The 20,778-nt window shown below is 37.8% G+C and carries 16 protein-coding genes and 1 pseudogene; 12 read left to right on the top strand and 5 right to left on the bottom strand.

The window, feature by feature from the left end; genetic code table 11:
- Window positions 1–39: 39 nt before the first annotated feature.
- Entirely contained in the window at window positions 40–375 is a 336-nt protein-coding gene (locus F1379_RS11625; protein ID WP_150269647.1) for a helix-turn-helix domain-containing protein, read from the bottom strand.
- Window positions 376–475: 100 nt separating this feature from the next.
- Here F1379_RS11625 and F1379_RS11620 point away from each other — a divergent pair, with 100 nt between their 5' ends.
- From F1379_RS11620 to F1379_RS11605, 4 genes are all read left to right on the top strand, one after another.
- Window positions 476–658 (top strand): hypothetical protein, encoded by a 183-nt coding sequence (locus F1379_RS11620; RefSeq protein ID WP_150269645.1) that lies wholly within the window; start codon window positions 476–478, stop codon window positions 656–658.
- Window positions 655–2,136, top strand: coding sequence for a recombinase family protein (locus F1379_RS11615; protein WP_150269643.1), 1,482 nt, complete (start codon window positions 655–657; stop codon window positions 2,134–2,136). The genes F1379_RS11620 and F1379_RS11615 overlap by 4 nt, the downstream gene beginning before the upstream one ends.
- Complete coding sequence (locus tag F1379_RS11610) at window positions 2,114–3,712, top strand: recombinase family protein (protein ID WP_162551131.1); 1,599 nt, start codon at window positions 2,114–2,116, stop codon at window positions 3,710–3,712. The genes F1379_RS11615 and F1379_RS11610 overlap by 23 nt, the downstream gene beginning before the upstream one ends.
- A gap of 372 nt (window positions 3,713–4,084) precedes the next feature.
- Window positions 4,085–9,862 (top strand): DUF4011 domain-containing protein, encoded by a 5,778-nt coding sequence (locus tag F1379_RS11605; protein WP_150269640.1) that lies wholly within the window; start codon window positions 4,085–4,087, stop codon window positions 9,860–9,862.
- A gap of 131 nt (window positions 9,863–9,993) precedes the next feature.
- Here F1379_RS11605 and F1379_RS11600 read toward each other — a convergent pair whose 3' ends face one another.
- Window positions 9,994–10,758 (bottom strand): hypothetical protein, encoded by a 765-nt coding sequence (locus F1379_RS11600; protein WP_150269638.1) that lies wholly within the window; start codon window positions 10,756–10,758, stop codon window positions 9,994–9,996.
- 378 nt (window positions 10,759–11,136) lie between these two features.
- On the opposite strand from F1379_RS11600, the gene F1379_RS11595 reads away from it, so the two are divergent.
- The 7 genes and pseudogenes from F1379_RS11595 (at window position 11,137) to F1379_RS11570 (ending at window position 17,711) form a co-directional block, all read left to right on the top strand.
- Window positions 11,137–12,714 carry a recombinase family protein gene (locus tag F1379_RS11595; protein ID WP_150269636.1) on the top strand — a complete coding sequence of 526 codons (1,578 nt, stop codon included), beginning with the start codon at window positions 11,137–11,139 and terminating at the stop codon, window positions 12,712–12,714.
- A gap of 164 nt (window positions 12,715–12,878) precedes the next feature.
- Window positions 12,879–13,601, top strand: coding sequence for a hypothetical protein (locus F1379_RS11590; RefSeq protein WP_150269634.1), 723 nt, complete (start codon window positions 12,879–12,881; stop codon window positions 13,599–13,601).
- Entirely contained in the window at window positions 13,591–14,244 is a 654-nt protein-coding gene (locus F1379_RS11585) for a methyltransferase domain-containing protein (protein WP_162551130.1), read from the top strand. The genes F1379_RS11590 and F1379_RS11585 overlap by 11 nt, the downstream gene beginning before the upstream one ends.
- Window positions 14,245–14,434: 190 nt before the next feature.
- Window positions 14,435–15,319: a hypothetical protein gene (locus F1379_RS11580; protein WP_150269630.1), complete on the top strand. Its 885-nt coding sequence runs from the start codon at window positions 14,435–14,437 to the stop codon at window positions 15,317–15,319.
- A gap of 157 nt (window positions 15,320–15,476) precedes the next feature.
- Window positions 15,477–16,616 carry a hypothetical protein gene (locus F1379_RS30300; protein ID WP_239004640.1) on the top strand — a complete coding sequence of 380 codons (1,140 nt, stop codon included), beginning with the start codon at window positions 15,477–15,479 and terminating at the stop codon, window positions 16,614–16,616.
- Window positions 16,617–16,634: 18 nt separating this feature from the next.
- A pseudogene (locus tag F1379_RS30295) lies at window positions 16,635–16,733 on the top strand (LuxR C-terminal-related transcriptional regulator); the annotation flags it as partial.
- Window positions 16,734–16,949: 216 nt separating this feature from the next.
- Window positions 16,950–17,711: a SagB/ThcOx family dehydrogenase gene (locus F1379_RS11570; RefSeq protein ID WP_150269628.1), complete on the top strand. Its 762-nt coding sequence runs from the start codon at window positions 16,950–16,952 to the stop codon at window positions 17,709–17,711.
- Between the two features lie 218 nt (window positions 17,712–17,929).
- Here F1379_RS11570 and F1379_RS11565 read toward each other — a convergent pair whose 3' ends face one another.
- The 3 genes from F1379_RS11565 to F1379_RS11555 all read right to left on the bottom strand — a co-directional run bounded on the left by F1379_RS11565 (window position 17,930) and on the right by F1379_RS11555 (window position 18,993).
- Window positions 17,930–18,319, bottom strand: a complete 390-nt coding sequence (locus tag F1379_RS11565; protein ID WP_150269625.1) for a pepsin/retropepsin-like aspartic protease family protein — start codon at window positions 18,317–18,319, stop codon at window positions 17,930–17,932.
- On the bottom strand, window positions 18,316–18,576 hold the full coding sequence (locus F1379_RS11560) for a hypothetical protein (RefSeq protein WP_150269623.1): 261 nt from the start codon (window positions 18,574–18,576) through the stop codon (window positions 18,316–18,318). The genes F1379_RS11565 and F1379_RS11560 overlap by 4 nt, the downstream gene beginning before the upstream one ends.
- 231 nt (window positions 18,577–18,807) lie before the next feature.
- Entirely contained in the window at window positions 18,808–18,993 is a 186-nt protein-coding gene (locus F1379_RS11555) for a hypothetical protein (RefSeq protein ID WP_150269621.1), read from the bottom strand.
- A gap of 348 nt (window positions 18,994–19,341) precedes the next feature.
- Between F1379_RS11555 and F1379_RS11550 the strand changes: the two genes are divergently transcribed.
- Window positions 19,342–20,772 (top strand): spore germination protein, encoded by a 1,431-nt coding sequence (locus tag F1379_RS11550; protein ID WP_239004639.1) that lies wholly within the window; start codon window positions 19,342–19,344, stop codon window positions 20,770–20,772.
- The last annotated feature ends 6 nt before the right edge of the window (window positions 20,773–20,778 follow it).

Here is a 20,778-nt window from a genome sequence, read left to right as displayed (position 1 = left end):
TTTTCATTAAATTGAATAAAGATTTCATTATTACCTATACTACTTATTACCAAGCTTGTTAAACAACTTAATCCCATGCTCTAAATTGTTAGTGAAATATTCAAATGCCTCTGGTGATTCATTATGTAACTTTATGAGTAAGGAGTTGATTCGATTTAATTGCTGATCAGTTGCGGAATCCACTTCTGCGTCCGAGCTCCCAAGTCCCAAGTCTTTAAGTATTTTTTCGAGGATTGTTAATTGTATTGTTTCAGTTTTACCTGTCTCAAAATTACTAAGATAGCCTGTAGATACTCCAAGTTCTTGAGCGTAGTCGCTTAACCCAATATTTCTTTGAAGCCTCATAGTTCTGACCTGCTGCCCCAATGTCCTCATGGAACACCCCCTAGATATGATTATACGCGACAAAAACTGGAATTTAAAGGAGATAAGGAGAACTTAAGAATGGTAATTAACGAACATACAGGAGGATTTAATGAGAGAGGCTGACGTAAACAAAATAAAAATTACAAATATCACATATGTTCATGATCCAGAAGCTATGCAAAAATGGTTAGCCTTATATGTGAATATGTTTAAAGAGGCTTTGAACTCAGAAATAGCAAATTTGGGCGAGGATGAGCATACCCTTTTAGAGAAGGAGTTGAGGGATTTGTGAAAACTGTCCTGTACTGTCGCTCATCTATTGAATCTCAAGAAAACTCGATTTCCATGCAGAGGACCATATCTGAAGCTGTCGCTGCTCAGCGTTCATTGTTAATTGATGAAGAATATATTGATACAGCGGTCTCTGCACGTATAAATAAAATTAGTGACCGACCCAATCTTGCCCGATTACTTACTGACATTAAACGAGGTAATGTAAAAACTTTGATAGCCTACAAACGGGATCGTTTAGCACGTAATGTTGGACAGCATTTAGAAATTTACGAGATATTGAAGAAATATAACGTTCAGGTTATTTTTTCTGCTAGTAATGAACTCCCCCTGCAATACTCACCAGCAGGGGAGTTTTTTGAATTGATCATTGCTGGATTTAACGAGCGCGAGGTGAATCAGATCGCACATCGAATCAGAGATACTAAACTTGCGTTATTCTCTGATGGGAAAAATCATGGGGGAAAGTTGCCGTTTGGATACTTCCTAGATGCAGAAAAGATAATACAACCCGATCCAATAAAAGTAGAAAAAATTGAGATGATTTTCAATGAACTATTAGTCACTGAATGTCGGACATTCAGTGAATTTGTTAGGTATTTAGAGTCTAAGAGAATTATTGAAAAGCACAAAAGCAATTACAACAAAATTAAAAAGTATATCACCACGCCTGAATATATGGGCTTCCGTAGAGCGAAATTTAATGAGGATATTATAGAAATTGAACAAAAACGATTGAAAATTATAGATGAGGATAAATGGAATCAAGCTCAGATGATACTTAATACATTAATACAGAGTAGAGGTAAGCAAAAATCTGAAGTAAGTATGCTTGATGAACTTGTTTTCTGTGCGACGTGTAATGAACCGCTAAAAAGAAAGCTAATTTCAATGGCTGGAAAAGAATCTGTTATGTATTATTGCAGCGCTCATTATCGAAACAAGATTCCCCAACAATTCTTAGAGAAGTACGTTTTAGAAGAAGCAACTAAGTGGGCCCAAAATATAGCTTATTCTCAAAACAGCGTTATGCTCATGGATGTGATCAATCGAGTGAATGCAGAAAGTGCAGTCAGACTCTTAGAGTTAGAACAAAAAATGAAAATATTGAAAGATAACGTAATTGGATTTACGGAAAAGTGGATACTAAATAAAGATCCTCATACGCAGAGGGAAATGGTGACAGAGTATTCAAAATTAGTTCAATACGAGCACCAAAAGAAGTTGCTTTTGAGAACTCAGAATTATATAGGGGTGTTTCCAGCAAGAATCCAAGCTATATGGACACAGTTGAATGTTCAAGAAAAGCTCAACAAAATGAACAGTGTGGAGATAGCGGAAGTGTTAAAAGATATTGTAAGTAAAATTGAGATTGGTCCTCCTGATTTTTCGCCCCGAATTGAATTAAAACATCCATTTTTAAAATTAGTAAACATCAAGGATGGTGAAATTACAATTGAAATTAAAAACGTTGATTAGTCCTGGAATGAGGGGAGCCTTTTACGGAAGGCATTCAACAGACAAGCAGACGATGGATGCCCAGAGAAGCATGGCCTTAGATATTATTCAGAAATATGAATGTGAATTTGTTGGTGAGTATTTAGATACGGGAGTTTCGGCAAGGAAAAAGGAACTGAAAGAACGTAACGGTGTATCATATTTACTCGCCGATGCTCATTTAAATAAATATGACTTTGTAGTTATATCGCAGCATGACCGACTAGCAAGAAATCCAAGGGAACATCAGGAGATACGCTCAACTTTAAAAAAATATAAAATCCCCGTAATCATTGCGAGCACAGAAAGTCTTTATGATTCTGGGGATCTTTTAGTTGATCTAATCAAGGACGGCAACTCAAAATTTGAAGTAGATAATACCCGCGTTCGGACTAGAGATACTATGTATACATTTTTTAAACAAGGTAAGTGGTGTGGAGGTAAACCACCTTTTGGTTATCGCTATAATTCAGAAACAAAGCTTTTCGAAGCAGTTGAACACGAGCACTTGATAATTAAAGATATCTTTAACATGTATTTAGAATACTTTGGTTTTGAAAAGATTGCTCAGAAATTGCCTTCTAACTCTTATGATGGCTGTGAATGGACTGACCAGGCTGTTCGAGCTGTGGTCACTAATCCTTTTTATGCAGGATACTTAACACGGGGAAGAAAGAAAAAACGAGCAAATAATTCATTTAATGACCGATCGAAATGGGAGATGCTACACAGCGATAGAATTCCAGCAGTCATCTCATTAGAAAAGTGGGAGAGATGTTGGGAGCTATATAGTAAAAGGGTCAATGGTAAGGTTCCTCCACGGCGTTTTAAAACGAGCTTTTTGCTAAAGGATCTTCTTAAATGTGAAACTTGTGGATGTTATTTTGTAGGCAAAGATAAAACTACTACAGGGAAATCAGGTGAAAAATATGGAACTAAGTTTTACTGGTGTTCCTCTTGCGATTATAGATTTGAATTGAGCAAAGCACATGAAATAATTGATTTCCTTTTGATGAATTTACGACAACAACATGAAAATGTAATCATTCAGAAGGTTTTAATGAGCATAGAGGACGACATCATTAACTTGGGCAGAGAATGTGATGTACTTAGCCGAACAATTTCAAATTATAAGGATCAACTGATTAAGGTTAAGTCTGAAATTGATCAACAGTTTATTTTTCTCCATAGCATGGATGTAGAAGAGTTGGAAGAAGTCAGGGACAATGTAAAGACACTCATTCGGATATTGACACTGTCTAAACAAAGTTACGAACAAAAGATTAGTGTAGTTGATAAACAATTGATACAGCATCAAAATCAAATTAAACAAATGCGTAAATTACGACTTAATCAAGAAAGCGTTAAAAGCAAGCTGGATCAAATAAAGTTGGAGCAAGTAAAGAGACAACCGATAAAGCAACAAGAAAAGCATGAGCAAGATTCGAGAATGCTTCGTGGTTTATTATTCGAGTTTGTACAGGAGATTACCATTAATCCTATAGGGAATGTTAAAATCACAGCTCGACATGACTTACTATATACGGAAGTGAAGTGACTTGTTTCAGGAATGAAGCAAGTCTTTTTCTTGTTATATCTCGGTTCTTGGATTAATTGCTAGAATACTAGAGAAATAAAAAACTCGGTTTTTTATTAGCCATTCGATCCCGTAGCTTGTATAAAACCGAGTTTTTATAGGGCTCATCCCCCCTTAAACCTTACGGTATATAAGGCTTCTTAGTGTCTAAAGTTATAACCGAATAACTGTCCAAATAAGTAGCTCGGTTCTTAGGTAAAGATTAATTAGCCCTTCCTAGTTTTCTGTATTCTATTACTATGAGCTGCGTGGTACAATTTACCTAATTATCATAGGACTGGCTGAATGTATTGATGAAGTTCAGCTGATTTTATACCGAATAGGTGGATAAAAATGGACAATCAAATCGAACAGCAGTTATCAAACAGAATAGCGAACTGGAAAAAGAACCTCATCGATATGAGTAAGAGGAACACACTGCTTAATTTTAAGCCAAAGAAAACTAATAGTGTGAATTTCTTAGATGTCCCTTCAAAGTTATTTGAATCACTGGTGTGGGAAGAAAAACAATTGGACTGTAATAAATTAGTTACCCAATATACTCATCAAATTGAAAAAATCAAACTTATGCCAATTGAAGAACTTGAGAAGAAAAAACGTATTGCTGAAGAAATCCAAAATTATAATAGGATTTTAAATAAGCTTAGAACGGCTGCAAAGACACGAATGAACGAACAAGGAATAAATATTTCTTACTTATCATTTGGTCTTTTAAAATGGAAAGAAACACAGCTCTCATCTTCATCAGATTTCTTTGCGCCTTTACTGTTGGTGCCTGTAACCTTAAAAAGAACTAGTGCGAATGCCCCGTTTACAATAAATCAATTTGAAGATGAGATTGTGATCAATCCCTTCCTAGCACATATGTTGCAAGAGCAGCATGGTATTACCTTGCCTGAGCTCCCTGAAGATCCAGCAAGTATTAACGTTAATCAATTATGGGGAGAAATAAGAGAACTTATTATTAATCTTGAGGGCTGGGGCGTCGAAGAGGACGTTTATTTATCGTTGTTTTCCTTTAACAAGCTGGTTATGTACAAGGATATGGAGACTTATAAAGATATAATCGAAAGTCATCCACTGATCAGAGAAATTGCAGGTGTGCCTAATGAGGAAAGCAGAAAACAAACATTCGATCACACACGAATTCCAGATGAAACAAGTATGGATCGGGAGGTCCTTTCCCATCAAATATTCAATATACTCGATGCGGACTCAAGCCAGCAGCAAGCAATATTGGCTGCTAAAAATGAGATGAGCTTTGTTCTTCAGGGTCCACCAGGCACTGGGAAGAGCCAAACCATCTCCAATATAATTGCAGAGAACTTAGCAAACAACAAAAAGGTCCTATTTGTAAGTGAGAAAATGGCCGCACTAAATGTAGTGAAAAGTCGCCTTGAGAGTGAAGGATTAGGAGATTTTTGTATTGAGATGCATAGTCAAAAAGCCAATAAAAGACAGGTTTTAGATGAAATAAACCATGTGTTAAATGTTCAGGAATCAAATAAGAAAATATCCAAGGAAGTATACGGCCAAATAAATGTCATCAGGGAAAAACTAAATTCATATTCAGAAAAGGTTCATTTAGCCAGAGAACCGTATGATATGACAGTATACGAAATACACGGAATACTTTCTAGGTTGCATAACGTCCCTGAATTTACAGTGGACTTCAACATTAGCCCAACTACTGAGCTTGAATCAATTTACAGATTGTTGGCTGACCTAGAACGTTATCGGGCCTCTGTTTATAAATCTGATTTTCACCCATGGGAAGGCTACAACGACGAGAGCTTCTCGCTTGAAATGAAATCTAAAGTGAAAAAGTTTCTTGAAAAGATGAAAAATCAATTGGAATACACGACGGAAGTAGTATCAAATATACAATCATTTACTGGGCTACAGATTTCTACGTTAGATGAATTAAAAAAGGCAACCAACATATTGGACATGGCTAAGCATTCTCCACTGCCTCCAGTGGGGTGGTTTGATAATGGGAATATATCTCAGATCATTATAGATGCTAAAAATTATCAAGAGAGATTTTCAACATTTCTTGATGAAAAAAAGGAGTTAACGACAAAGGTCAATGAAGATATATTGGAGGAAAGCTGCCTTCAAGATTTTTATAACGAACTATATATTGAAAATGAACAGTTTATTTCGATGATTCCTGAAACAAAACTGAACGAAGTTTTGTTAACCCAAAGTGCATTAATAAATAGGATCGAAGATATCTTGCTTATTCTCTCCAATGCCTCTAATTATGCTGAAATAGCCTCTAGGCTTGGAATGCACGAGTTGGAAAGTGCTAAAGAACTAAACCAGTTGTTAAGTTATCTTTCTTTGCTAAACCAAAATGTAACTCCAACAGAGATCTGGTTCGATGTAAACCAACTAGCAAATATTTTAAATCAAGCCATGAAATTAAAGGGGCAATACTTAGAGATTGCTGAATTACGAGGCAATTTGTTATCAAAATATAAGCCATCATTTTTAGAGATTAATGCTGAAAAGGCTTTGATTGATTTAGAAGTTAAAGAGTCCCTAGTCGAACCATTTAGTAACACTCAAAGATCAGGAGCAGAGGAAGTAAATTTGTATGATCAAAAATCAAAGGTGAAAGGATTGCTTGGGGATTTTTTCAGTAAAACTCAATTATTTAACACATATAAATCAGAATTCGAGTCACTATTCGGAATAGAAATAACCAACCTCTCCTTGATTGATAATCTAGAAATTGTGATTCAGTTTATCGAGAAATCTCCCAAGCCACAGGAAAGTTGGTTTGACTTAAATAATTATCATGGTATACAAACGACTATTCGTGAGGGGAAAGAGTTGTTTGGGAAATATCAGATTGAATTTGATAAATCCACTAAATTATTTGAAGAGGAAGTGTATGACGAGCGCATTTACAATATTTTTGAACGGTGTGAGGGGCCATACCAGTCATTTTTCAGGGTCTTTAATGGTTCCTATAAAAAGGATTTAAAATGGCTGAGGGCTAATCTGAAATCCAATGAGAAATTAGATTTTGATACGTTTCAAAAATACGTTCGTAACATAAAACGAGTATTAGATTACAAGAAATCCATTGGGAAAATGGAATCTGATTTCCATTCACTACTGGGGTGGCATTACCAGTTGTCTGATACAAGTTGGTCTTCCATCGAACAAGCGCTATCCACTACAAGAGAGATTGTAGAATGGCATCAAGGACGTAACATGTCTATATTATTAAGAGAGCTGTTACTTAGACCTGCGGGTAAAGTGGAGTTATTGACGTCTTCTTTTGCCCAATTGAAACAGATAAGTACCGATTTAAAAAATATCATCAATCGAATTCAAAACGAGTATTCAAATTTAATTAGCGTATATGGTCCTGATGCTTCAAAGATAGATATAGAACAATTATTTACTAAACTTCGAATTGAATCGGAAAATGTGGAAGCCTATTTTGATTTTGTAGATAAATTTAATTACCATCTTCAGAATCCAATGAATCTGAGTTCGATTTCCTTGAAGCAAGATTTGAAAAATAATATTATGCTTAAGCAACAAACCAAAGAGCTGGACGAAAATTTCGAAAATAACGTCAGTATTCTGGGGAGTTCTTTTAAAGGTAATGATACGGAATGGGATAAAATTCTTAGGTTCATTGAAGAATTTCAATTGTTATTTAAAAGAAATATGCAGATTACAAATGAATTTAAATCAACAATGTTTAGTGTTGAGGAATTTTACGTTGATGTAACTCCCCTGGTACAATGTTTAAGCTGCATTGAGAAAGACTTTCCCTTGTATCGGGAGGCACTGCCAAAATTCTTTACGGGTTACGAAGGTTCAGAATTATATTGGCCTTATAATGAATTTGGAAAGACACTTAAGTTAATAAAACGCCAAGTTGAAGAGTGGCAATATGGATTCTCTAGACTTAGCTCATATTTTGTTTCCACTGATTTAACATTTGATGAGATTAAAAACACCTTAGAGATGGCAGTCCGCGTAAAAATTTTTAAAGAGATTATCGATAACGAACTGGAGAATCTTAAAGTTGTATTCGGTGATCGATTTACTGGGTACAACACGAATTGGGAACAAATCTTTGACGCACTAGCATGGACGGATGAATGGCACAACTTGTTTGCTAATATGGCGATGCCGTCTAAGTTGCTGAATTATGTTACTTCAGAAGGAAAAGGGAACAAACTCGACATCATGGAGTGGCTAGAACAGGCGGAAAAAGAATATGAAAAAAACATGAACCTTAAAAAAGATCTGCACTTATATTTTACGGTATCTGTTATCTTCAAAGAAATTGATTTCTCTGAGCTCAAATTTGAGGATCTTATTCAATTTTCGGAGATACGTATTGATTCGATTGATCTTTTGGAAGATTGGATCAGATATCGACGTCTTGAGGACCTTGCATCTAATTTAGGTCTCGGAAAATTTATGCTTGCAATAAAAAGTGAGAATATTGCAGATTTTACGTTTAAAGATTTATTCCAGAAGAGATTCTTTACTCTTTGGCTGGATCAAATATATAAAAATGAACCACTTTTATTTGACTTTGATGCAGATGCAATGAATACTGATGTGACCTCTTTCAGAAAATTGGATGAAAAAAGTAATCAGTTGAACGTCCTACGCATAAAGGAAAAATTAGAATCAAACCGAAATCACGCTATAAGTTCACTTGCGTTTCGTCGAGAACTTCAAATCATACAAGCGGAAATAGGAAAGAAGAAAAGGCACTATCCAATCAGAAAACTATTAAATCTGACAGCGCCTTTATTCATGGAGATAAAACCATGCTTACTAATGAGCCCGTTATCCGTAAGTCAATTTTTGGATGCCTCTGTAATTCAGTTCGATTTAGTGATTTTTGATGAAGCATCTCAGATATTCTCAGAGGACGCGATCGGAGCCATCGTACGTGGAAAACAGTTAATTGTTGTAGGTGATACTAAACAATTACCTCCAACGAACTTTTTCCATAGCAGTACGATTGAAGAAGATTTCGATGACGAACAAGAAGAGGATCAAGAAGTTTCATATGAAAGTATTCTGGATGAGTGCGCTCATGTACTCCCTCCGATTAATTTACGTTGGCATTACCGTAGTAAACATGAATCATTAATCACTTTTTCGAACGAAGCTTTTTATCACAATAACTTGATTACTTTCCCAAGTTCAGATAATGGACCTTATTTGGGAACAGAGTTCGTTTATGTTAAAGATGGTGTTTACGATCGAGGCGGAAATAAAACGAATAAAAAAGAAGCAGAACAAATTGCTAATTTAGTAATTGAGCATTTCAAAGAACACCCTAATCAATCGCTAGGAATAATTGCGTTCAGCGAGGCTCAAGCTTCTGCTATAGAGAATGAACTGACCACTTTAAGAAATGCAAATCCGTTATATGAACGTTTCTTTCAAGAAGGGGCTCATGAAGAGTTTTTTATCAAAAGTCTGGAGAATGTTCAAGGTGATGAACGCGATGTTATTTTCTTAAGTGTGGGCTATGCTAAGGCTGCTGATCAAACGTTGCATTATAATTTTGGACCACTGAGCAAAGCACGTGGAGAAAGACGGTTAAATGTAGCTGTTACACGTGCCAAATATCACATGAAACTAATTAGTTCTTTGAAGCCATCTGACTTATCTGATACAAAAGTAAGCGGAAATACTGGTTTGCGTTTGTTGAAAGATTATATGCAGACTGCTATGGACGGCAAGTTGCCGATCAGTATGACATCGCATGAAGAGAGGGAGTTTGACTCACCTTTTGAAGAGGATGTATTCAACGTTCTAACGGATATGGGATACAAAGTTAAAACTCAAGTTGGCTGCTCAGGCTATCGAATTGATTTAGCTATTGTTGATCCACTCAATGACAATAAGTTTCTGTTGGGCATAGAATGCGATGGAAAAGCTTATCACAGTTCAAAGGTCGCACGGGATAGAGATCGACTTCGTCAGCAAGTTTTGGAAGGGCTTGGGTGGAAAATATATAGGATTTGGTCACAAGAATGGTTCAAAAAGCGGAGATTTGAAATCAATCGACTTGAGAATTATTTAGAATCAATAAGGCACTTGGTTTAAAAAAATGTTTGATTAGAAAAATGGCGTGCAAACGTAATAAAAGTTTGCACGCCATTTTTCTGTTTTTTTTAACTCGAAAATGTGATCGCTGATTATAGGGCTAGGCTATCCCCTTTAATATTCGAGAAGGTTTACCTTTCGTCATCAGGATCTTTGAGGTAGGCGTTATTACTCGAACTTTCCTGAATCGACGGCACTTCTATAGGCAAAGACGCTTCCTTAACTGCCGTCTTCGGTGGCCTTCCTTTTTGTCTTTCCCCAGTAGATTTCGAATTGCTCAAATATTTCTCAATAACTTCCTGTTGGTGTTGAGCAATCAATTCTTGAATTTCTTTTTCATGACGTAATGTTGCAATTTCTAGCGTTTGTTTTAATCCGCTAAGCTCATAGGTCAACTTGTCGAATTCCTCCTGATTGAACTTTGAGATCAGAGCGTTCTGACGTTCGAGTTCAGATTGTAGATGGAATATTGTCTCTTTCTGCGCACTGCACAGTTCATCCAATTGCTTCCACGATTTATGAGTCTCTAATAATTCACGATTGACCTCAGTTAATTCCTTGTTCAGAAATTGTACTTGTTGTTCAAGTTCTTCAATAATTCCCTGCTTCTCTAGGGTAACCTTTGCAATCTCTGTTGAGGTGTAGTTGTTATCATCAATAACTTTTTTGATTAAAGAGGAAAATATTTCATTAATTCGTGAGGTGTGCTCTTGAAGGATCTCCAAGTCACTTAAATACTTCTTCGCACTGTCATGATGCTTGTACGTCTGAAGTTCATATAAGGTAACCACGCTTTCAAACCATTCCTTGCTGGATAATCCTGATATCGCAATCATAGAGGAGACTTTTTCTTTAATTTCTGGGTTCACCTTAACTCCAAATGTTTCTGATGCCATGTTAACCCCTCTCTATATGAAGATTAACTCGGGTTTACCTTGTAAGCCAGGTTAACTGAGTTAACTTCATATGTACTCTGGAATTTATTCGTTATCAGATTATATGGAGCAGCAGATGGCTTTATCACTTTGAACACATTAGAAAGCGAAATTAAATGGAATAGGACAATCTTAGTTCGTAATAGGCATAACCAGAGGTGATGTCTGTGCAGTTTAAGGTTGTTTTTAAATCCGTTGAAAAGGAAAAGTCACTTGAGAAAATTATTGAAGAATTAGTTGATGATACCATTCGCAAGGTGCTCACCAAACATCCTGGTATAAGCTATACTAGAGAGACTTCTAAGGACAGACAACCATGATGAATCAGGTGATTTGTAGATGATAAACCCTAATGTAACAGCCATATATGTACGTGTATCTACCACAAAAGACTCCCAAAAAGACAGCCCAGAGCACCAGAGGGGGCTCTGTGAAGAAAAAGCCAGAGTGCTTGACTTAGATGTACAGTATTCTTATGAAGATCGTGACACAGGAACATCCATCGTAGCAAGGGAAGAGATTCAGAAATTGATCCAGGATGCCAAATCCAAGTATTTTGGTACCATAATATTCGCTTCACTTTCACGCTTTTCAAGAGACACGCTTGACTCGCTTAACCTAAAGAGGATCTTGGTGGATGCTTTAGGCATCCGATTGATTTCTATTGAAGAGGGGTTTGATTCGCTAAAGGATAATGATGAGCTCAAGTTTCAGATCATTTCAGCAGTGAATCAAAAACTCAGCGAACAGATCAGTCTTTCATCGAAGCGCGGTATCAGGCAGTCCGCGCTAAAAGGGAATTTTACAGGAAGTATTGCTCCTTTTGGATATAGAAAAATCGTAAGTAGCGATAAAAAGACACTTGCGCCTGATGAAAATTATAGTTATATCGTCGAACTCATCTACCATTTATATGTATCCAGAAAGATGGGGGAAAAGGCAATTGTACAGTACCTTAACAAGGAAATGGAGATTCCTTCTCCGAAAGGTGGAGTTTGGGGGATTACGACAATTCAAAGAATTCTTACCAACGAAGTGTATACAGGGCAGAATGTCTTTGGTAAATACGAAGTGAAAAAGGTCTATAACGACATTAACAACATGTCTGACCGAAGCAAAAAACAAGTACAGAGGGAAAAGGGAAAATGGGAAAGATCAGCTGAACAAACTCATGAAGCCATAATTGACGATGAAACGTTCGAGCTTGCGCAGGAGATTCGCTTAAAACGTGGAGGAGGAAGGCGTGGAGGCGTCAGGAATAGAGTGAATGTGTTTGCTGGTATCATCTTTTGCAAGCACTGTGGAGCCTCTCTAGTGAGCTGTAAAGGGAAGTCGAGGAAGGACGGTCCAGAATACCGTTATTTGATCTGCTCCACCAGGAGACGGCAAGGAGAGACGGGCTGTGTCAACAATGCCTGGATTCCTTACAACAATTTTAGAGACACCGTCATCAATGAAGTGAGCAAGAAGTTGAAGCGAGTTATAAACGTTGAGACAGAAACCACGGAGAGTAAAGAAAGAATCTTGAAGAAGAAGTCGTCCATTGATATGGATAAGGATCTAAAGAGGTTGGAGAAGGCTATCCAAGGAAACCGTAAGCTATTGTTCGAATTGAGGAAACAGAATATGCTCGGGGAAATCGATGAAGAACAATATCAGTTTGAAAAGCAACAGTATGAACAGGAGATTGCTTCGCTTCAAACACAGCTAACCCAATCATCTCAAAATAAGGAAGTTCAGATCAATTTGGATAAGATCCATGATGAGATAAGATCAGCTCTTGAAACGCTTGTGAACCTTGAGTTTGATCGATTGGATGAAATGAGGATTATCTTGTCCAAACTGATTGACAAATTGGTTGTAAGTGTTGATGGGGAAGTGGAGATTTATACTCCGTTGGGACTAATAGAAAGTTGAAATGAGTTTTGAACATTATAAATATATTTTATTACAAATAATAGAGATAGAGGTTATTTTAAAAAAGGACACGTGAAAATATGTGTCTTTTTTGCATATTATGCTCATTCTTTTGGGAAATCACAGTGAAAAATGTTGTGAATTGTAAGGGGGATGGGATAAAATTGCATACAGTACATATAGATAGAGAATGGGGGAATACAATGTTCGGTATGGTAGAGAATTATTCGCAGATGTTAAATAGGATTGCAATATTTACGGGAATAACCACTTTTATCCTTGCTTTGATTCTAACGGAAACAACGCCCTTATTTCAAGATTTATTAATAAAATTTAAAGATGTACAAATAGAAATAATGGATACGAAAGTATCAATTGTTCACGCAGTAATTGCATTTCTTGCGCTACTTATTTCTAGAATTTTTAAACTTCACAATATTATTTCAGATATATTGAAAATTAGACATAAGTTCGATGTTCAATACATTTTAATGCCTATCGCTGGTGAAGTTGGTTTTGCTCTTAATGAAACAAAAATTAAAAATATGAATATTAAGAGAAAAGAATTGATGGTACAAGTATTTTATAAATACGCTAGCTCTACAAATCCCCAAATTGATAAACACTTAATAAATAAGGCGCTTGATAGTTGGTCTTGGTTTTGGGTTTTGGTCGAATCATTCTTTTTTGCATTAATTAGTTTAATTTTGTTTATACAGTATTCTGCTCCTGCTACGTCTTTTGTTGCAATTGCGTTACTACTAGATATTTTTTTCTGTTATTTACTGTATGGTAAGCTAAAGAAAGCTGCTTCAAACGAAATCAGGGCCATTTTAGCATTACCTGGTGCAGATGCAGATATCAGAGTGTTTCTTAATGCGCTATGATGTCAATGGCTTGATAATTAAATCAGAAAACACTGCGAAATCTGTAATGCAGCCGAGTAGAAGAGTTCTCGATTGGATAGAAAATATTCCACGTAATCATATTGTTTTAGATTATGGATGTGGAAAATTAAGATACACTTTACCACTCGCAAATAGGGTAAATCAAATCCATGGTGTGGATTCTACTTATCAACTTAATAAAACACAAACTATTAATGGTGAAATGACATCAGTATTTGAATATGTGGAAAAGAATCTCGATAATGTCACGGTACATGAAATAGGGGGGGACTCATGGAAGAAAATATATGTAGATTCTGCAATATGCACTAATGTATTGTCAGCTATCCCGTTTACTGAAGAAAGAATTAATGTGTTGAAAAACATTAAGGGACAACTCAAAAAGAACGGTAAGCTTTTAGTCACCACTCAATTCAGAAATTCATATTTCAAAAGTTATACTAATAGAGAAGATATTAAGGACTACAATAATGGATGGTTAATTCCTAGTCGCCAAGGAATTAGTTATTATGGGATAATTACATTGCAGGACCTAACAGTATTATGCCATGAAGCTGGATTTTTAAAGGTGTATGGAACTATACAAGGAGAAAACGCCATTGCCATTTGCATTAATGATTGAGCGAACTTTTTAGAGCATGCTTTAAAGTTGTGCATCTAAGCCTTCTCTTATCTTTCAGGGGAGGTTTTTTGTATTTTACGCTTTTCTAAAAATTCTTGTTATTGTCAGTTGTTCATTTAAAAGATGTTATTTTGCGGGATTAAGGTATAAAATTAGGTTTGAATTCCTTGAGTCAAAAGGAGGATTTAATATGCCTACTCCTTTAACGGAAAAAGAAGTAAATCGGTTGTATCAATTGCTAAATAAAGAACAACGAGAACTATTAGAACAATATTTGAAACAAAGTAAGAAAAGTAAATGGATTGAAAAACTAGCGCATAAAAAGGGAGTTATACTACGGTCAGATATGTCAATGAATGAAATATGGGACATATTGAATGACTGGGAATTAAAGGAGGTCCTTAACGGTGGGTACAGTCAACGTCCATACAGATGTGAGTGTGGAATGCCTTTAAGATTTTGTTATATTGTGCATCACCGCAAAGAAAATAAGACGTATCGACTTGGTGTTACATGTCTTGGGAATTACACAATGCTTTATCCAGAACTTATTAAAGATATAACAAATGGATTTCATAAAGTAGATCTGGAACGGGATGAGATACTAAAGAGGTATGAAAATGGATGGGATCTAACTGAAGATTATATTGAGTTAGCATTATCTGAGCAAATTCAAAAGCAGATTGACGTTGGTCTTCCTCTCTCCGACAACCAAATTCATAAAACTGAACATCAGTTTAAGGATGAGTTGCGAAGAATAAGATATAAATATGAACTTGAAAGGATGGCCCAATACAGAAAGGAAAGCATCAAATCTTTAAGCCACTCGGAATATCAAGGCGTTTCTCCAACTAGACGATCTTCTATAAATGAATATCTGATTACGTATGATCAAATCTTATTTAAACACTTAGGACAGCTAAAACAAACTAGAGAAAATGAGCATAAGATCGTGAATTCATCAATAAAAACTCAGTGGTCGACCGTACAAAATTCTGTGAAGAGCTTGAAGCATGGGGAAGAAATTAATTATTCCGACTTTTTATCAAGAATGTTAGCACGCTGTATTATTTGAAACTGTATTAAGTGATTAATGATAATAAGCAATTTTAATATACCTCTCTGGAGGACTGCGAATCCATAATTGGAATTGATTATAATTTAAAACGCAATAAAAGTTGGTTCAGTCTATATGCTTGTTTGTTATTTTGTTAAAAGAAAGAGGGATTTACGTGTTCCACACGATCCTTGATTTTTTGATTTGGATAAAGAATTGGTTGGATGCATTAAGTGATTCAACAAAACGAATCGCGGTATACATCGTGGCGTTTTTTGTAATAATATTTTTAATATCTTTTACTCTTACAGCTATTAAAGAGATCCTTATTTTAATAAAACAGATATTTATTTTTTTAATGAAACAGACTAGTGTTTTTTTTAATTCTTCAAAAAACATTATTAAATCATTCAATGAATCGGGAATAATACAACATAAAACATTATATTTGTTGCCTGATGGACTTGAATTATTTGTAGGTAAGAAATCAGGCTTACTTTTAAAAACAGGAATTTATATGCTAATACCGAAAAATTTAAAGGAGCGGTGGTTTGAAGGCTCAATTCAATTGAACAATAGAACTAATGAAGAAAATAAAGTTAGTCAAAATGGTGTTGAATTACAAATACTAGATGTTTTGATCATGCCTGAACAAGTAACAAAAGTTCTTTTTAAGATAAATAATCTAGAGGAAATAGGGAAAACTATACAACTATATAAACTTAAAGCTAGAAAAAAGGATGAAGAGTTTAATATACATAGTGAGCAAGAAAAAGAGTTAACTAAACGAATAAAGTTATTTGTCGATGATAATTTATTGTTATTTGAGCGATTTAATGAACAACAATTGATTAGAGAAATAAATTTTGGGAAAGAAAATCAAATAACATTTGAAGCGTTTTTCCAATCATTAGCATTATCAGAACTTAGAGAGGCAAAGAAAGTGACTTTGGATGTTGATTTTAGATATTTAAAACATGGCAACGAAAATGCTAAAGAAATTAAATTGAGTTCTAGTCTAGAAATCTCAAGCCAAAAGGAAACGAACATTCATAATATTATTCGGAATCAGATATCATTGCCAATAATTTTTAACTTTTTAGCATTTGGTGGATTCTTAATGTTTTTAATGCCATTGATTATCATTTTTAGTCTGCTGTTATTGTTTGTATACTCACGTATCTTATTTGTTTGCTCTGCTTTATTCCTGTTTATGATGTTGTGTTTAGCAATTAATATGAATAGCAAAATTGCTCAATTATATTGGGACATGAGCAATGATAAAGAAACAGAAATTATTTGTACTAAAGGGTAACCATTATAAATCGAGTGTGTTTCAAACCACATCTCCAACGTCATGCAAAAATTAAATGTAAAAGGCCGTTCACAAGCGGTTGTCGAGCTGATCAAGCTTGGGGAGCTGAAGATATAGCTGCCGTGCTCAAGGGGTGACCTGTGCAAGCCTTCTTTTATCCTGCGGGGTAAGGGGAGGTTTTTTGTTGTCCGGAGAAGAGTGCGTTGATTATAAGCCTTCTTATATCCTGCTGGATGAAGGGGATTTTTTGAGTGAATATTGTGATTACAATCACAAACTATTTTATATAACATGATAAATTTAAGTCACCAAAGTCATTCAGGAGGGTCCGTTATGGCAAGATACGAGCAGCAAAGGCAATTTCTTAAATCCAATTTTCATGAGTTCAAGCATATAAAAACAGACAAGATCAAGGGAGTGGCCCAACCACCTGTTGTTAAGCCTTTTGGTCCAGATTCGCAAATCATTGATTTGCCGAAAGTCAGCAGAGATGTTTTACGCAATGAAAATATGTTTGATTGCATAGATCAGAGAAGAAGTACGAGATTTTATTCTGCGGAAACGCTAAGTCTTGAGGAGCTGTCCTATTTATTATGGGCTACCCAGGGGATTACGGGAATGAACAAGAATGGGCTAACCTTACGGACAGTCCCCTGCAGCGGGGCTACGCACACTTTTGAAACCTATTTACTGATTATGAGGGTGGAGGGTGTTCAAGAGGGGGTTTACAGGTACCTGCCTTCCGAGCATAAGCTCTTATTTATGTTTGAACTGAAACAGATGGAACAGAAGGTTGACGCTATTACTTTAGACCAGCCGTTTGTCCCTAATTTCGCCAAGAAAGCCGCTGTACTGTTTGCGTGGAGCACAACGCCATATCGCTCCGAATGGAAGTATGATATTTCAGCCCACAAAAAAATCCTCATCGATGTGGGGCATGTATGCCAGAATCTTTATTTATCCAGTGAATCTATCGGTGCAGGGGCCTGCGCCATCGGTATCTATGATCAAAAGCTGATTGATGAGATTCTGGGATTAGACGGCGAAGAAGAGTTCGTAATCTATCTGGGTGCAGTCGGGAAGAAACGGGAATAGCTGCCTGCAGATGAACCTGCTGTCATGGCAATAGTTGTGGCTTCAAACATTTAAGCCTTCTTTTATCCTGCGGGGTAAGGGGAGGTTTTTTGTTGTCCGGAAGTTGCGGGGAAGTTTAAGTAAAACGTTCTGACATCATATGCAGAATTTGACAACGAATCAATGGTAAGCAAAAGAAAACCAAGCGATTGCAACTAATGAAGGATGCATCGTTTGGTCTAATTTGCAAACTCGATATTTAATGTTTCAAAGTCCACCTTACATTTGGCTCTCATCATAAAATCAATGCCTACAATTCCATCAAAGCCGTAAGGCTCTTGAATCGAACCAAGCTGAATTGGAAAATCAGTCAAAGCAATATGTTCAATGCAAAAGTCGGGAATCTGCTGCTCATAACAAATTTCGCTCGTTCCCCCTACTCCATACTTTCGCTTGGCTCTTCCATAAATAAAATCAATATGGATGCCTAATTCAGCTAATGCATCGGAATCGAAAACGGTTGCGGCACAGCCTGTATCAAATAGAACATTATGCAGAACAATTGATTTATCATGATGAGCTATAGTCAAGGAAACGACAGGCAAGCCATTCTGTAATTGTAGCTTCATATCCGTTGCCGTACCCCTGAGAAGAACTCCTCTACCACCTCAACATAGCTTCTACTCGTATGGAATACATACAGCTCACGGGCCGGATGAAGCTTATGCAGCTCTTTATAACCGCTCCAGGCTTCCTGTGGATTGTCGTAGTCTTGAATGACGGCCATATCCTCTAATTGACGTACCCGGTTGCTGGAGCTTGCCTTGATTGCCTCAACAAGCACAAAACGACCTGGGTGCAAATCAGTAATCTCTTCCCATTTCACCGTTTTCACCTCGCTTGGTTAATCATGCTTTTAGTATATCATAGTTGCTTAAGGATAATGGAAGCGAGTGATCAAGCTTGGGGAGCTGAAGATATAGCTGCCGTGCTCAAGGGGTGACCTGTGCAAGCCTTCTTTTATCCTGCGGGGTAAGGGGAGGTTTCTTTGTTGCGGAGCTCCGCCCATAAAAAACCGCCCCCGGAATCATCCGGGGAAGCGGCTATGTCAACGAAGTCAGTGGTATTTAACTGTCTTGATGCGGGCTTCTTCTTCGTAAGTCAGCGGGCTGCGGGTCGGCGGGTTATGCAAATGGCGTTCTACGCTGTACTCAATCTTCCAGTACTCTTCTTCATGGGAAGACATCCACGGCTGCCACATTCCGGTGACCCAGTTCTTCAGTTCTTTCAGTCCTGCCAGCATTTCCTTCATCCTCCTTGGACGATGGTCGGTTTAATGGGATTATGTTTGTTCGTCGTTTTTGGTTACGCTTTCATTATAACACAAAACGTAAACTTTAAAAGATGTGTCCGCACCAAAAAGACAGAAAAATCATAAATATTTTTCGTTAATCCTTTGTTTGTCTGTGATTAGGGGAATGGTGTCCTTCGTGGGAGGACATAAACGAAAAATCATTAGATCGCATTTGTAATGCATGAACATACTGGTTCAGAACGCATTGAGCGGGTGATTTCCGGTATGCAGCCGCATCATATTCAAGAAATTATTGGTTATACTAACACAATCTATCCGGGGAGTGGGGAGTTATTTATGCCAAAACAACAAGACCAGCAAGAGCGCCTGTCGCTCCGCCATATCCTGCAGGAGTTTGAAGAATGCGCAGATTTGACGCAGCGCGAATTTCCTGAGATTGGCGCATATATCGTTTATTTTTCCCATTCGGTGGACAACCTGCTGCTGATCAATCAGGTGCTGGACCCGTTGTCGTCGCTGAAGCGGAAGAAGGACCTGGAGCAACTGCTGTGCGAATCGCAATTCGTGCCGGTGACGGATTCCAAGACTGCGGTGAAGGGAATTCTGGGGGGCGGTGTGGCGATTTTTGCGGCAGACAGCGTCCACTTAATCGATGTATTCGGTCCCGAGGCGCGTTCGGTAACGGAATCGGAGACCGAGTCCATCATCGCGGGACCCCATGATGCTTTTGTCGAATCGGCCACTACCAACATCTCGCTGATCCGCCGCCGCATCCGCAGCTCGCATCTGAAGGTGATCCATTGCGCTGTCGGCGAAGTCAGCAAGACCGATGTATATATTCTTTATATGAAGGATATTGCCAACCTTGATTATGTCAAGGATCTGGAAGGACGGATTCGGCGGATCGAGACCGATGCGATCAATGACGGTGGAATGCTGTCCCAGTACATTGAAGACAAGCCGACTTCGGTATTCCCGCAATTTCTCACAACGGAACGGCCGGATGTGTCCTCCTCTAAGCTGGTGTCCGGTAAAATTCTAGTGCTCATTGACAACAGCCCGACGGTAATCAGCGCTCCGGCATCGTTCTTCGAGTTCTTCTCGTCCTCCGACGATTACTATGAGCGGTGGGTTCTTGGAACCGCCCTGCGGCTGGTGCGTTATGTTGCACTGCTTATCACTCTTATGCTTACTGCACTGTATGTCGCTGTGACCTCTTTTCATTATGAAATGATTCCGGAGTCGATGCTCCTGACCCTGGCCGAATCGCGCAACCGTGTGCCCTTTCCCCCTGTGTATGAGGCGCTGATGATGGAATTTACCATTGAGCTGCTGCGGGAGGCCGGAGCGCGCCTGCCGACCAAGGTCGGCCAGACCATCGGCATCGTAGGCGGTATCGTGATCGGGCAAGCGGCGGTGCAGGCCGGACTGACCAGCAATATTCTGATTATCTCCGTAGCCTCCTCCGCGATCGCTTCCTTTGTCATTCCAAGCTATCTGATGAGCGCTTCGCTGCGTGTGATCCGCTTCGGCGTTATTATCCTTGCCGGGGTCTGGGGCAACATGGGGCTGGTCTTTGGCATCGCGGTCATAGTTATTCATCTATGCGGTCTGAGCAGTCTGGGCTCCTCTTATCTCATTCCTGTGGCACCGATGCGGAGCAGAGATTGGAAGGATGTGTTTATCCGCGCGCCGTTCTTTGCACTGGTGACCCGGCCCACCCAGAACCAGACCTCCAATCCGATCCGACAAAAAAACAGAAAGTAGCGGGGA

Source organism: Paenibacillus tepidiphilus, from assembly GCF_008635795.1.
GTDB classification, from domain to species: Bacteria; Bacillota; Bacilli; order Paenibacillales; family Paenibacillaceae; genus Paenibacillus_AQ; species Paenibacillus_AQ tepidiphilus.
This window is presented reverse-complemented; position numbering and strand designations above follow the sequence as displayed.

What these genes read in the sequence shown, in the direction of transcription:
- F1379_RS11625 (WP_150269647.1), bottom strand. Translation starts at nt 375, where the DNA reads ATGAGGACATTGGGGCAGCAGGTCAGAACTATGAGGCTTCAAAGAAAT.
- F1379_RS11620 (WP_150269645.1), top strand. Translation starts at nt 476, where the DNA reads ATGAGAGAGGCTGACGTAAACAAAATAAAAATTACAAATATCACATAT.
- F1379_RS11605 (WP_150269640.1), top strand. Translation starts at nt 4,085, where the DNA reads ATGGACAATCAAATCGAACAGCAGTTATCAAACAGAATAGCGAACTGG.
- F1379_RS11600 (WP_150269638.1), bottom strand. Translation starts at nt 10,758, where the DNA reads ATGGCATCAGAAACATTTGGAGTTAAGGTGAACCCAGAAATTAAAGAA.
- F1379_RS11595 (WP_150269636.1), top strand. Translation starts at nt 11,137, where the DNA reads ATGATAAACCCTAATGTAACAGCCATATATGTACGTGTATCTACCACA.
- F1379_RS11585 (WP_162551130.1), top strand. Translation starts at nt 13,591, where the DNA reads ATGCGCTATGATGTCAATGGCTTGATAATTAAATCAGAAAACACTGCG.
- F1379_RS11580 (WP_150269630.1), top strand. Translation starts at nt 14,435, where the DNA reads ATGCCTACTCCTTTAACGGAAAAAGAAGTAAATCGGTTGTATCAATTG.
- F1379_RS11570 (WP_150269628.1), top strand. Translation starts at nt 16,950, where the DNA reads ATGGCAAGATACGAGCAGCAAAGGCAATTTCTTAAATCCAATTTTCAT.
- F1379_RS11565 (WP_150269625.1), bottom strand. Translation starts at nt 18,319, where the DNA reads ATGAAGCTACAATTACAGAATGGCTTGCCTGTCGTTTCCTTGACTATA.
- F1379_RS11555 (WP_150269621.1), bottom strand. Translation starts at nt 18,993, where the DNA reads ATGCTGGCAGGACTGAAAGAACTGAAGAACTGGGTCACCGGAATGTGG.
- F1379_RS11550 (WP_239004639.1), top strand. Translation starts at nt 19,342, where the DNA reads ATGCCAAAACAACAAGACCAGCAAGAGCGCCTGTCGCTCCGCCATATC.